The sequence below is a fragment of the Novosphingobium sp. genome, from assembly GCF_027531025.1.
GTDB lineage: Bacteria > Pseudomonadota > Alphaproteobacteria > Sphingomonadales > Sphingomonadaceae > Novosphingobium.
The window spans coordinates 83,311-96,583 of sequence record NZ_JAPZQX010000009.1; the positions used below are offsets into that span (position 1 = coordinate 83,311).

Annotated in this window: 13 protein-coding genes; 9 read left to right on the plus strand and 4 right to left on the minus strand. The window is 68.3% G+C overall.

The window, feature by feature from the left end; all coding sequences use genetic code 11:
* The first annotated feature begins 39 nt into the window (after positions 1–39).
* The 5 genes from O9281_RS13150 to O9281_RS13170 all read left to right on the plus strand — a co-directional run bounded on the left by O9281_RS13150 (position 40) and on the right by O9281_RS13170 (position 5,286).
* Entirely contained in the window at positions 40–1,899 is a 1,860-nt protein-coding gene (locus O9281_RS13150) for an aminopeptidase P family protein (RefSeq protein WP_298186673.1), read from the plus strand.
* A 53-nt stretch (positions 1,900–1,952) separates the two neighbouring features.
* Positions 1,953–2,321: a VOC family protein gene (locus O9281_RS13155; protein ID WP_298186676.1), complete on the plus strand. Its 369-nt coding sequence runs from the start codon at positions 1,953–1,955 to the stop codon at positions 2,319–2,321.
* 188 nt (positions 2,322–2,509) lie between these two features.
* Positions 2,510–3,130, plus strand: a complete 621-nt coding sequence (locus O9281_RS13160; protein WP_298186678.1) for an EF-hand domain-containing protein — start codon at positions 2,510–2,512, stop codon at positions 3,128–3,130.
* A gap of 8 nt (positions 3,131–3,138) precedes the next feature.
* On the plus strand, positions 3,139–3,870 hold the full coding sequence (locus O9281_RS13165; RefSeq protein WP_298186680.1) for a response regulator transcription factor: 732 nt from the start codon (positions 3,139–3,141) through the stop codon (positions 3,868–3,870).
* A gap of 3 nt (positions 3,871–3,873) precedes the next feature.
* Positions 3,874–5,286: an ATP-binding protein gene (locus O9281_RS13170; protein ID WP_298186683.1), complete on the plus strand. Its 1,413-nt coding sequence runs from the start codon at positions 3,874–3,876 to the stop codon at positions 5,284–5,286.
* 177 nt (positions 5,287–5,463) lie between these two features.
* On the opposite strand, the gene O9281_RS13175 is transcribed toward O9281_RS13170, so the two are convergent.
* Positions 5,464–6,930 carry a PDZ domain-containing protein gene (locus tag O9281_RS13175; protein WP_298186685.1) on the minus strand — a complete coding sequence of 489 codons (1,467 nt, stop codon included), beginning with the start codon at positions 6,928–6,930 and terminating at the stop codon, positions 5,464–5,466.
* A 69-nt stretch (positions 6,931–6,999) separates the two neighbouring features.
* The gene (locus tag O9281_RS13180) at positions 7,000–8,574 is read right to left on the minus strand and encodes a helicase HerA-like domain-containing protein (RefSeq protein WP_298186688.1); all 1,575 of its coding nucleotides are present in this window, start codon (positions 8,572–8,574) and stop codon (positions 7,000–7,002) included.
* A 109-nt stretch (positions 8,575–8,683) separates the two neighbouring features.
* On the opposite strand from O9281_RS13180, the gene pabB reads away from it, so the two are divergent.
* Genes pabB through arfB form a run of 4 tightly spaced genes read left to right on the plus strand, consistent with a single transcriptional unit; the run spans position 8,684 to position 12,732 of the window.
* Positions 8,684–10,504: an aminodeoxychorismate synthase component I gene (gene pabB / locus O9281_RS13185; protein WP_298186690.1), complete on the plus strand. Its 1,821-nt coding sequence runs from the start codon at positions 8,684–8,686 to the stop codon at positions 10,502–10,504.
* Positions 10,505–10,548: 44 nt separating this feature from the next.
* Positions 10,549–11,664, plus strand: a complete 1,116-nt coding sequence (locus tag O9281_RS13190; RefSeq protein WP_298186694.1) for a pyridoxal phosphate-dependent aminotransferase — start codon at positions 10,549–10,551, stop codon at positions 11,662–11,664.
* The gene (locus O9281_RS13195) at positions 11,661–12,332 is read left to right on the plus strand and encodes an RluA family pseudouridine synthase (RefSeq protein ID WP_298186696.1); all 672 of its coding nucleotides are present in this window, start codon (positions 11,661–11,663) and stop codon (positions 12,330–12,332) included. The genes O9281_RS13190 and O9281_RS13195 overlap by 4 nt, the downstream gene beginning before the upstream one ends.
* Positions 12,313–12,732, plus strand: coding sequence for an alternative ribosome rescue aminoacyl-tRNA hydrolase ArfB (arfB, locus tag O9281_RS13200; RefSeq protein ID WP_298186699.1), 420 nt, complete (start codon positions 12,313–12,315; stop codon positions 12,730–12,732). The genes O9281_RS13195 and arfB overlap by 20 nt, the downstream gene beginning before the upstream one ends.
* Here arfB and O9281_RS13205 read toward each other — a convergent pair.
* Positions 12,729–12,923: a hypothetical protein gene (locus tag O9281_RS13205; RefSeq protein WP_298186702.1), complete on the minus strand. Its 195-nt coding sequence runs from the start codon at positions 12,921–12,923 to the stop codon at positions 12,729–12,731. The two genes, arfB and O9281_RS13205, sit on opposite strands and share 4 nt — an antisense overlap.
* A gap of 9 nt (positions 12,924–12,932) precedes the next feature.
* Positions 12,933–13,220: a hypothetical protein gene (locus O9281_RS13210; RefSeq protein ID WP_298186704.1), complete on the minus strand. Its 288-nt coding sequence runs from the start codon at positions 13,218–13,220 to the stop codon at positions 12,933–12,935.
* Positions 13,221–13,273: the final 53 nt, after the last annotated feature.

Sequence of the window (13,273 nt, forward strand, 5' to 3'; positions counted from 1 at the left end):
ACCCTCGCCAAAGCGGCACGGCGATCCTATAAAGCAGCGATGACCGAAACGCTCGCCCCCGCCCGCCCCGCCGTGCAATCCCATGCCGACCGCCCCCATGCCGACCGCCTTGCCGCGCTGCGCGCCGAACTGGCCGCGCGCGGGCTCGATGGCTTCGTGATCCCGATCTCGGACGAGCACATGAGCGAATATGTCGGCGGCTATGCCCAGCGGCTGGCCTGGCTGACCGGGTTCGGCGGATCGGCCGGAACCGCCGCGGTCCTGGCCGATCGGGCGGCGATCTTTGTCGACGGGCGCTATACCGTGCAGGTGCGCGAACAGGTCGATGGCGCGCTGTTCGAATATCGCTCGGTCCCGGCCGAACCGCTGCCGGCCTGGCTGGCGGATCATGCCCCGGCGGGCGCGAAGATCGGCTTCGATCCCTGGCTGCATGGCAAGCCCTGGGTCGATGCCTGCAATGCCGCGCTGGCGGCCAAGGGCGCGGCGCTGGTGCCGGTCAGCGGCAATCCGGTCGATGCCGTCTGGGCCGATCGCCCCGCCCCCAGCCTGGCCCCGGCGCTGGTCCACCCGACCGACCTGGCCGGTCAGTCGAGCGAGGCCAAGCGCAGCCAGGTGGCCGAATGGCTGACCAAGCGCGGGCTTGATGCGGCGGTGATCTCCGCGCTCGACAGCGTGGCCTGGCTGCTCAACATCCGGGGGCAGGATGTCGATCGCACGCCGGTGGCGCTGTCTTTCGTGCTGGCCCATGCCGATGGCACGGCCGAACTGTTCATGGAAGAAGCCAAGGTCACGCCGGAACTGCGCGCGCACCTGGGCAATGCCGTTTCGATCCGGCCCTATGGCGCCTTTGCCGATGGCCTGGCGCGAATGAAGGGCCGCAAGGTGGCGGTCGACCCCGAACGCTCGGTCCAGGCGGTCTTTGCCGCGCTGGGCGAGGCCGGGGCGATTGCCGTCGAGCTGACCGATCCCACCATCCTGCCCAAGGCGCAGAAGAACGCGGTGGAACAGCGCGGCCAACGCGATGCCCAGGCCCGCGATGGCGCGGCCGTGGCGCGGTTCCTGCACTGGCTGTCGGTCGAAGCACCCAAGGGCGGGCAGACCGAACTGTCGGTCGCGGCCCGGCTGCAGGCCTTCCGCGCCGAAAGCGGCCTGCTGCGCGACCTGTCGTTCGACACGATTTCCGCCGCCGGGCCGCACGCCGCCCTGCCGCATTACCGGGTGGACGCAGCCTCCAACATCGAAATTGCCCCCGGCTCGGTCTTCCTGGTCGATTCGGGCGGGCAATATGCCGATGGCACGACCGACATTACCCGCACGGTCTGGATCGGCACCGCAGATGGACGGGGCGAACCGACGGCCGAGCACAAGGACCGCTTCACCCGCGTGCTGAAGGGGCACATTGCGCTCGATCGCGCGGTCTTCCCGCGCGGCACGGTCGGCGCGCAGCTCGATACCCTGGCGCGGCAATACCTGTGGGCGGCGGGCGTGGACTATGCCCACGGCACCGGCCACGGCGTCGGCAGCTTCCTGTCGGTCCACGAAGGGCCGCAGCGGATCGCCAAGGGTCAGGGCGGGCAGGCCGGTACGGGGCAGGAGCTGCTGCCGGGGATGATCCTGTCGAACGAGCCGGGCTATTACAAGGCCGGCCACTTTGGCATCCGGACCGAGAACCTGGTGCTGGTGGAGCTGCGCGAAATCGCCGGGGCCGAGGGCGAATACCTCGGCTTCGAGACGCTGACTTTCGTGCCGATCGACCGCACGCTGGTGGACCAGACCATGCTGACCCGCGACGAAGTAGACTGGTGGAACGCCTATCACGCCCGGGTCGAGGCGATCCTGGCCCCGCAGCTGACGGGCGCGGACCTGGCCTGGCTGAAGGATGCCTGCGCGCCCTTGTAGGATAGATTTGTTCCTTTATTGTTCCGTCATCGAATCGAACGGAGAGCAAGAAGATGATCGGTTATGTCACTGTCGGAACCAACGACCTCGCCCGCGCCGCGAAGTTCTATGATGCCATTGCGGCTGAACTCGACACCCCGCGGATGATGGAATTTGACAGCTTCATTGCCTGGGGCACCGCCAATGGCCCGGCCGGGATCGCGGTGACCAAGCCCTACGATGGCCAGCCCGCCACGGTCGGCAACGGGGTGATGGTGGCCTTCGAGGCGAAGGACAAGGACCAGGTCGACCGGCTCTATGCCATTGCGCTCGCCAATGGCGGCACCGATGAAGGCGCGCCGGGACCGCGCGGCGAAGGGTTCTATGCGGGGTACTTCCGCGATCCCGACGGGAACAAGCTCAACGCCTTCGTGATGGGCTGAACGGGCCGGGCCTTGCGCGCGGGTGAACGAACCGGCGCGGGCGCGACAAATGGCTACAAAACTCGGCCAATCGGGCATAATGCTGTGACAGTCAGGGGCTAGAAGGCCCATGAGACGCCGCAGCACCGGTTGGCCCGTTCCCTCTGCCCACCGGTTGCGGCGTCCGCCCATGGATGGAGTTTGACCGCATGACCAGGATCGCCCGCACCTTTGCCCTCGCCACGCTGGCCATGGCCGCCAGCGCCACGGCCGCCATGGCCCAGCCCGCCCCCGGCGCCAACCCCGGCCCCCGGGCCGCGATGACCAAGGCCGATGCCGAGGCCCACGCGGCCGAAATGTTTGCCCGGATGGACGCCAACAAGGACGGCCGACTGGACCAGGCCGACCGCGCCGCGCGCGAGGGCGAACGCTTCGCCCGGCTCGACACCAACACGGATGGCAGCCTTTCGCGCGATGAGTTCGCCGCGGCCCGCACCCGCCCCGAAGCGATGAAGGGTACGCCCGGCGAAGGTCCGCGCAAGGGCCGGATGATGCGCGACCGCCGTGGACCCGGTGGTCCGGGCGGCCCCGGCGGCCCCGGCGGCCCCGACATGATGGCGCGCATGGCCGATGCCAACAAGGACGGCGCGGTCACTCGCGACGAGTTCCTGACCGCCCAGTCGCGCCATTTCGGCATGATGGACGCCAACCAGGACGGCACCGTAACGGCCGAGGAACGCCGCGCCGGGCGAGCCAAGATGCGCGAGCACATGCGCGGGATGCACGGTGCACGCGGCGGGGCTGACAAGGCCGGCCACGAAGGGCACTGATGCTCGCAATGGAGCAACCCCCGCCGATCAATCTGCTGCTGGTCGATGACGAAGCGGCACTGCGCGAACCCCTGGCCGAGTACCTCTCGCGCCAGGGGTTTGTCGTGACCCAGGCCACCAGCGCGGCCGAGGCCCGCACCCGCCTGCGCGAGGCTCGGCCCGACCTGGTGCTGCTGGACATCATGATGCCGGGCGAAGACGGCCTGTCGCTGTGTCGGCACATCACCGAGACGCTGGTGGTGCCCACCATCCTGCTGACTGCCCGTGGCGAGCCGACCGACCGCATCGTCGGGCTGGAAATCGGTGCTGACGATTATGTGGTCAAGCCGTTCGAGCCGCGCGAACTGGTCGCCCGGATCCGCTCGGTCCTGCGCCGTGCCGCCAAGGGTCCGGCTCCGGCAACCGAGGATGAACTGTTCGAGTTCGACGGCTGGCGGCTCGATCCGCTCAAGCGGCGGCTGATTGCCCCGGACGGCGCACTGGTCAGCATCTCTTCAACCGAGTTCCGCCTGCTGCTGGTACTGCTTGAACACCCCCGCCAAGTGCTTGACCGAGACCGGTTGCTCGACATGGTCCAGGGGCGCGAAGCCCACCTGTTCGACCGCGCAGTCGACAACCAGATCAGCCGCCTGCGCCGCAAGATCGAGGTCGACAGCCGCAATCCCACCCTGATCCAGACCGTCTGGGGTGGTGGCTACATGCTTGCCGCCGACGTCCGGCGGGTGCGGGAGCCGGGCTGAGCGATGGCCTTGCGGGGGCAGCTCTGGCCGCGCAGCCTGCAAGGCCAGCTGCTGCTCGCCGTGGCTGTGGCGCTGCTGCTGGGCCAGTCGATCAATGCCTTCCTGCTGCTGCGCGCCCAGACCGAGCGACGTGATGCCGCGCTGACCAACACGGTCGCGCTGCGGCTTTACGGCGCGCTGCTCGATGTCGAGGATCGGGCTTTTGTGCGCGGGCCGCGCCGGGTGCGGGCCAACGCCATGGCCATGGCCTTTCCCGATTCGCCCGATGATGGCCCCCCCCGACTGCTTCCCCGTGACAGGCGCCAGCCGGAAGCCGAAGACGCCCTCCGCACGCTGCTGGCCTACCAAGAGATCACAATATCCGATATCGTGGTCGTGCGCCGCGCGGTTGCCAGCGATCCGATCGCGATCCGTCGGCTGGCCCGACGGCTCGAACTGCAGGCCAATGGCCTGACCCCGACCGAAGTGATCGTGGCCGCCGCCCGGCGTGGGCCGGAGGGCCGGTGGGTGGTGGCGCGCACCTTCATCCAGCCCCCGCCAACCGGGCCGCTGGTCGGCCTGATCTTCCAGACCGCGCTGATCTATGCCCTGCTGGTCGGCGCGATCGCGCTGATCCTGCAACGCCTGACCAAGCCGCTTTCGACCCTGACTGCACGCGTCGAGCTGTTCGGGCGGACCCGTCAGCCCGCCCCGCCGCTCGATCCGGCCGGCCCGGAAGACGTGCGCCGCCTGATCGCCGCGCATAATGGGCTGGAAGCCCGGCTCGGCGCGCTTCTCGATGAAAAGGACGTGATGCTCGGCGCGATCGGACACGATCTCAAGACCCCGCTGGCCGCCTTGCGCGTGCGGATCGAAAGCGTCAGCGACGAGGCGGAGCGCGCCCGGATGGCCGCGACGATCGAGGATATCGCCCGCAGCCTCGATGACATCCTCTCGCTGGCCCGCGTCGGCCGCCCCAGCGACCCGCTCGAAGTGACCGACCTGACCGCGCTGGTTGCCCAGGTGGTGGAGGAATACGAGGACATGGGCGAGCCGGTGACCCTGGCCGATTCCGGCCGGATCACCATGCCGCTGCGGCCCACCTGGGTGCGCCGCGCGCTGCGCAACCTGGTGGGCAATGCGCTGCGCTATGGCGGGGTGGCCCGCGTCACGCTGATCGAATGGCGCCACCAGGTGGAAATCGCGGTCGAGGACGATGGCCCGGGCATCCCGGAAGCCGACCTGGCCCGGATCCTCGAACCCTTTGCCCGCGGCGAAGCCTCGCGCAACCGCGCCACCGGCGGGGCCGGGTTGGGCCTGACCCTGGCGCGGGCCATTGCCGAACAGCACGGCGGGACGCTGGTCCTGGCCAACCGGCCCGGACCTGATGGGCGTCCGGTCGGGCTGACCGTGACCCTGACACTGCCGCGCGGCTGAGCGCCGGGCCGCGCGGCCAGGCTGCTATTTCACCTTGGCGTGCGCAGGGTGACAGTGAAGGGCGTCTTGAAGCCGGGCTCGTCAAAACTGGGGAACACCCCGCGCCCGTCGATCGATCAAGCGAACTTTCCGCTCGACCGGCGTCGGGGCAAGAGGACGATAGGGTACCGGTGCAGCCTAGAAGCTGACAATCTCGGCCAGGGCGACAATCTTGCCCGCGCGCTCGACCTTGGCTGCCGTGACCGGTCCCGCCGCCACCGCCGCAACCAGATCGCTGGTGCGAGCGACCGGCTTGCCGTTCACTTCCACCACGAGATCGCCAGCGCGGAAGTCCATCCGGCTCGCAATCGAACCGGGCTCGATCGACACCACCTCGAGCCGGGAGCCGCTGCCCGCGCCATCGGGCACCTCGCGCAGGTTGAGGCCAAGCTTCGGCTGCGGCGCGGCCGGGGTGGCACTCGCCGGGGCCTTCAGTTCGACCTCGGCGCCATCGCGCAGCACCTTGGCGATGGTCACCGGGTTGGCGGCGACAAAGTCGAACAGGGCCTTGCTGTTTGCGATCGCCTGGCCATTGAGTTCGAGCACCCAGTCGCCGACCCGGAAATCCATCCGCTGGGCCAGGGTATTGGGAAAGACCGCGCGGACGATCGAGCCCTTGGTGGTGGCAAAGCCCTGCCTGGCCAGTTCCTCCGCGCTCGGGTCACGCTGGTTGACGCCAAGGCGCGGTGGCTTGAGCGTCAACCAGTGGCGCAGCCGAGCGTTCGCCGTGACCAGCCGCACCGGCATTTCCTGCTTGTTGCGAAACACCTTGAGGTCGAAGACCAGTTCGAGATCGTTCAGCACGTTTTCGTCAGAGTAACTGTAGAGCCGGCTCTCGCTCGACAACGGTTTGCCATTGCTTTCGAACAGGATATCGCCAACCTGAAGACCCGCCTTCGCGGCCGGACCACTGGTTGCCAGGCCGGTCAGGTAAAACCCCTTCACTCCTGCCCAGCGCGCCTTCTTCGCTGCCTTGGCATCGTCCCAGTTACCGGCCAGCCCCAGGAAATCGAGGTCCGCAATCAGCTTCGTATTGGCGCTTGAAGCCAGGGTAAAAGCGGCATCTGCGAATTGCCGGGCCAGGCCTTCGTCGCTGGTGCGCAGGGTAACGTTCTTCGACGTATCTCGGTGAAGGAAATGGACGCCCCAGCCAAACCGCAGCTTCGGGAAGCGCAGAATTTCGATCCGGAAGAGGTCGGGATAGGAGACGAAGGACTGTGCCTCGGAGGTAACCGGCACCTGCTGCGTCACGGTCGAACCGCCATAATAGGGGACATAGGTGTTCCCCACCCACGATCCGCCATAGGATGGCACATACTGGCTCTGCTGCTGGACCGTGGTCTGCGAGGCGTGGATGGCGAGGCCAGCGCGGGTGATCACCATCCGGTCGATCTTCATCCCGCCATAGTTCGAAAAGAACGGCTGGAGGTTGGTCAGCACCTTGGCCGCCTCATTGACGTCAGTCGATGGCCGTGGCGTGTACCAGATCCACTCGTAATCCCAGTCGCTGTCCTTGGCACGGGCCGGCTGGGCGCAGATTGCCACCAGAGCGAGGCACGCCCCGATCAACCGCAGCAACGATCGCGAACCCGACTTCCAGCCCATGGCACCACCCTCCACACTTGCTTGTGCGGATTGGCTAACCCCGGCTGCGCCTCTGCGCCTTGATTGGAATCAACGCAGCAAGCCACCCAGCAGGCCGCGGGCGAAGCGGCCCAGCATCTGTCCGCCCAGCGCCGTGCCGATCGCTCCGGCCGCCGCGCTGGCGGCCGAGGCGACGGGCGATCCGCCGGACTTGCGCCCGGTCATCTGTCGCGCAATCATCGTGCCGGCCGACGATGCCGCCGCGCCGAAGGCGGCCTTGCCGGCCTTTTCCCACATCGAGGTGGTCTTGCGCGGCTGGGCGCGCTGGGCTTCCTCGCCCTGCTGCTCGACCACCTGCGCCGCCTCGACCGCATCGGCCGCCTTCTGGGCCAGCACGTCCTCGGCGCTGTGGCGGTCGACCGCCTGGTCATACTTGCCGTCGAAGGGGCTGATCGACTGGATGATCGCCCGCTCCTTGGGGCTGACCGGGCCCAGGCGCGAGCGCGGCGGCGCGATCAGCGTGCGCTGGACAATCGTCGGCGCGCCATCCTCGTCGAGGGTCGAAACCAGCGCCTCGCCGACCTTCAGTTCGGTAATCGCGGTCTCAACATCGAGGTCGGGGTTGATCCGGAAGGTTTCCGCCGCCGCCTTGATCGCCTTCTGGTCGCGCGGGGTAAAGGCGCGCAGCGCGTGCTGCACCCGGTTGCCCAGCTGCCCGGCGATCTTTTCGGGAATGTCGATCGGGTTCTGCGTCACGAAGAACACGCCCACGCCCTTGGAGCGGATCAGCCGGACGACCTGTTCCACCTTGTCGAACAGCGCCTTGGGGGCATCGTCGAACAGCAGGTGGGCCTCGTCGAAGAAGAACACCAGCTTGGGTTTTTCCGGATCGCCCACTTCGGGCAGCGCCTCGAACAGTTCGGACAGCAGCCACAAGAGGAACGTGGCATAGAGCTTGGGGCTCTGCATCAGCCGGTCGGCGGCGAGCACGTTGACGATGCCCTTGCCGCTTTCGTCGATGCGGATGAAGTCGTTGATCTCGAACGCCGGTTCGCCAAAGAACCGGTCCGCACCCTGGCTTTCGAAGGCGAGCAATTGCCGCTGGATCGTGCCGACCGAGGCCTTGGAAATGTTGCCATAGGTGGTGGCAAGGTCGCTGGCGTTCTCAGCGCAGGCGATCAGCACCTGCTGCAGGTCACCGATGTCGAGCAGCAGCAGGCCGTTGTCATCCGCCCACTTGAAGGCGATCTGCAGCACGCCTTCCTGGGTCTCGTTCAGCCCCATCAGGCGGCTGAGCAGCAGCGGCCCCATTTCCGAAATGGTGGTGCGGATCGGGTGGCCCTGCTCGCCGTAAAGATCCCAGAACACCGCCGGGTTGTCGCGATAGGCATAGTCGGCAATGCCGATTTCGGCGGCGCGCGCCTCCAGCTTGTCGGCATGCTTGAAGTCGGGGCTGCCGGCCATGGCGATCCCGGCAAGGTCACCCTTCACGTCGGCCATGAAGACCGGCACCCCGGCGGCCGAGAACTGTTCGGCAATGGTCTGGAGCGTTACCGTCTTGCCCGTGCCCGTCGCCCCGGCGATCAGGCCATGGCGGTTGGCCCGGCCGAGCAGCAGCTCCTGCCGCTGGCCCTGCTCCGTCGCGCCCAGGAAAATGCTGCTCATGTCCGCTCCCACCCGAAAACCGATTCCTGTCAGGGTGATAGAGCCGGGCAAGCCCTTGCGCGAGGGACTTTTTGCGCTTCGCCGCGCGCGCCGCTAGAAGCGCCGCCGCATGACCGCGCCGTTTATCCTGCTTGACGATGCCAGACCAGTTGGGGCCAGCCCGGCGCGGCTCTATCGCGACCCGGTGGAACTGGTGATCGCCCGCCGCCCGGACGAAGTCGAACCGGCGCTGGCCCGGATCGAGGCGCTGCGCCGCAGCGGCCATCACCTGGCCGGGTACATGGCCTATGAATTGGGCCTCTGCCTGGAGGAACGGCTCGCCCCGCTGGCCGCCACACGCTGTGGCAGCGACGGGCCGCTGCTGTGGTTCGGGGCCTTTGCCGGATATACCGAGCTTGCTGCCGAGGCCGTTCCCGGCTGGCTGGCCGAAGCGGGCGGAAAAGGTTCGGCTGCCATCGGGCCATTGGTCCCCGCGATCAGCCTGGGCGAATACGAGGCCGCCTTTGCCGCCTTGCAGGAAGCCATTTCCGCAGGCGACATCTATCAGGCCAACCTGACCTTTCCGCTGACCGGATCCTGGCGCGGCGATCCGCTGGCGCTTTACGCTGCGCTGCGCCCAGCGGCGGGGGCGGGCTATGGCGGGGTGGTGTTCGATGGCTCGCACTGGCTGCTGAGCTTTTCGCCCGAGCTGTTCTTTGCCGAGCGCGGCGGCGCGGCGATGGTCAAGCCGATGAAGGGCACCAGGCCGCGTGGCCGCGATGCCGAGGCGGACGCCGCACTCGCCGCCGAACTGGCCGGATCGGTCAAGGACCGGGCCGAGAACCTGATGATCGTCGACCTGCTACGCAATGACCTCAGCCGCGTGGCCGAAGCGGGATCGGTGCGCGTGGAGTGGCCCTTTGCAGTCGAAAGCTATCCCACGGTCCACCAGATGGTGACGACGGTGCGCGCCCGCCTGCAGCCCGGCAAGAGCGCGGTCGACATGATCCGCGCGTTGTTTCCCTGCGGCTCGATCACCGGTGCGCCCAAGATCCGGGCGATGGAACTGATCAGCGAAGTGGAGCGCGACCCGCGCGGCCCCTATTGCGGAGCGATCGGCCGGATCGACGCGGCCGGCAGCGATGGCTCTTCCGATGCGGCCTTCAATGTGGCAATCCGCACCTTGCGGCTGACCCCGGGCGAAAATGGCCAGGGGCGGGCCGTGCTGGGAGTGGGATCAGCGATCGTCGCGGATTCCGAGGCACTGGGCGAATGGCGCGAGTGCCTGTTGAAGGGAGGTTTCGTGCGCAGTTCGACCGGTCCAGGCTCTGCCGCCCAGTTCGACCTGATCGAGACCATGGCCTTCTCGCCCGAGGAGGGCATTCCCCTGCTCGAGCTGCACCTTGAACGGATCAAGGCCAGCGCCGCCGAACTGGGCTTCGCCTTCGATCGCCATGCGGTGCGCAACGCGATCCAGGCGCTGTGTTTCGAGGCGGAAGGCCCCGCCAAGGTCCGGCTGATGACCGCACGCAGCGGAGCTTATGCGCTGGAAATCGCCCCCCTGCCCGCGCCCTTCCCGGCACCGGCGGTCTGCGCGGTAATGCGCCTGCCGGTCGATAGTGGCGACTGGCGGCTGCGGCACAAGACCACTGACCGCGATTTCTACGAGGCCGGCCTCGCCGCCGCGCACGAAGCCGGAGCGAACGAAGCGCTGTTCCTGCGCGACGACGGCCTGCTGACCGAAGGCTGCATTACCAACCTGTTTGTCGAGCGCGATGGACGGCTGCTGACCCCGCCCGCGCGGCTGGGCCTGCTGCCCGGCGTGCTGCGCCGCTCGCTGCTCGACAGCGGCCGCGCGGTGGAAGCCGAACTGCGGCTGGAGGATCTTAGCGAAGGCTTCCTGATCGGCAACGCGGTGCGCGGGCTGGTGCCGGCGCGGCTGCTGGCGTGATTTCCGCCGCACTTTCCCGCATCGCCGCATCGCGCACCACGGCCATGACCGACCGGGCCGCCCAGCTGCGCGCCGAGGGGCGCGACATCATCTCGCTATCGGTCGGCGAACCCGATTTCGCCATGCCCCCGCACGTGGCCGATGCCGTGCGCGCGGCGCTCGACGCGGGCGATACGAAGTACACACCGGTTTCCGGCACGGCCCGGCTGCGCGCCGCCGCCGCGCTCCATTTCAAGCGCGACCTGGGGCTGGACGTGCCCGCCGAACGCGTGATCGTCAGCGCCGGGGGCAAGCAGGCGATCTTCCATGCCCTGCTCGCCACGCTCGATCCCGGCCACGAAGTGCTGATCCCGGCGCCGTGGTGGGTCAGCTATCCCGAGATCGTCCGCTTTGCCGGGGCGACCGTGGTGCCTATGCCGACCACCGCGGCCGGCGGCTTTCGGATCACCGCCGACCTGCTGGAAGCGGCGATCACGCCGGCCACCCGCTGGCTGCTGCTCAATAGTCCCGGCAACCCGACCGGCGCGGTCTATCCGGCGGAGGAGCTGGCGGCGCTGGGCGAAGTGCTCGCCCGCCATCCCCAGGTGCTGGTGCTGAGCGACGATATCTATGCCCCGCTGCGCTATGGCCCCGGCAACCATGCCACCCTGGCGGCGGTCTGCCCTGAGCTGGCCGAGCGGGTACTGACCGTCTCTGGCGTTTCGAAGAGCCATGCCATGACCGGCCTCAGGATCGGGGTGGCCACCGGGCCGGCCTGGCTGGTCGAGGCGATGGGGCGGCTGCAATCGCATTCCTCGGGCAACCCCGCCTCGCTCAGCCAGGCTGCCGCCGTGGCCGCCTTCGAAGGGCCGCAAGGCTTCCTCGCCGACTGGCGCGAACGCTTCCGTTCTCGGCGCGACCGCTGCGTGGCCGCGATCAATGCCGTGCCGGGGCTCTACACGCCCGTTCCGGACGGTGCCTTCTATTGCATGGTGGACGCAGGTGCCCTGAAGGCACGCTTTGGTGACGATGAAGTGCTATGCATGTACCTGCTTGAGCACGGTGTAGCAGTGGTCGCGGCCTCGGCCTTTGGCGGCGACTTCGGCTTCCGGATCAGCTTCGCCACCGACGAGGCGCGCCTCGCCGAAGCCCTCAATCGCATCGCAAAGGCCCTGGCATGACCGACATTCCGATCCTGTTCGAAGACGGCGAGGCGCTGGTGATCGACAAGCCCGCAGGCCTCCCGATCGAGCGCCCCCGCGCCGGTGGCCCCAGCCTGGAAGACCGGGCCAGCGAACTGCGCCTGGGCTTTGCCCGCTCGCCCGTTCCGGTCCATCGGATCGATACCGATACCTCGGGCTGCCTGCTTTTCGCTCGTAATCCCAAGGCTTTGAAGCGCTTCAACGCCGCCTTCGAAGCGCGGCAGGTGGACAAGGTCTACCTCGGCATGGTCGCCGGCCCGGTCGCGGGCGAGGTGGGCACGATCGAGCTGGCGCTCACCAAGATCAGCAGCGCCGAAAAGGGCTGGCGGATGATCCCCGCGAAGAAGGGCAAGCCCGCAATCACCCATTGGCGCAAGCTGGCCGAGCGCAACGGGCTGACGCTGGTCGAGTTTCGCCCGGAAACGGGCCGCACCCACCAGATCCGCGTCCATGCCCTGGCCGGCCTGGGTCATCCGTTGTTCGGCGACCCGGTTTACGGTGCGGGCAAGGTCGAGGCGCCCTGGACGATCCTCCACGCCCGCTCGCTCACCGTGCAGCGCGAAGGCAAGCCGCCGGTCCATGCCGTGGCGCCGATGCCGGACTATTTCCAGACGCTGGGTTTCCGCGATGACGATCTCGGCGCATGACACGATCGTCCGCGCGCTAAGCCTCGTCACCGAGAGCTTCATGGCCGCGTCCGGTCCGGGCGGCCAGAACGTCAACAAGGTAGCGACTGCCGTGCAGCTGCGGCTCAACGTTTATGCGCTGCGCCTGCCCGAGGAGGTGTTCAAGCGCCTGCGCCAGCTGGCCGGCAGCCGGATGACCGCCAAGGGCGAACTGCTGCTCACCGCCCAGCGGTTCCGCACCCAGGAGGCCAACCGCCAGGACGCGCGCGACCGGATGGCCGAGCTGATCGAGGAAGCTTTCAAGCTGCCCGAAAAGCGCGCGAAAAGCCGCCTCAACCGCGTCGGCAAGACCGCGCGGCTAGCCACGAAGAAGCGGCGCGGCGAGGTAAAGGCCGGGCGCGGTCGGGTTTCGCTCGACTAATTCTTCGCAGCTGGCGGCGGCGGTACGGGTGTCGCTGCAGGCGGCAACCGCTCGGCATCGAGCATCTGCGCCGCTTCATCGAGCGCGCGCGCCTCCCCCACGCTGACGCCGCCCGGGCCCGGAGCATTGTCGGCCTTGCCGCAGGCGCCCAGCGCCAGCGCGGCCAGACCCCAGGCCAGGACCGGTCGCATCTGGCCCGGTTACTGCTTGGCGGCAGGGGTGGCAGGGGCGCTGCCACCAGCAGCCGGGGCCGCAGCAGGCGCGGCAGCAGGTGCAGCGGCATCGCTGGCCGCGGCATCCGGAGCAGTGGTGGCCGTCGCCTCGGCATCGGTGGCGGGCGTCGCGGCCGGATCGAGATCGCTGACCGCTTCCTCGGCCGGCATTTCGACGTTGTCGGGCGAAGCGGCCTCGTTGGCGCTGTCCGAGCTGCCGCAGGCGGCAAGCGCCAGGCTGGCGGAGACAAGGGCGACACAGGCAATCTTCTTCATGGGCATAACTCTCAGCTGGTGACCCGCAGTGGGCCATAACGGTTCTGAGCGGG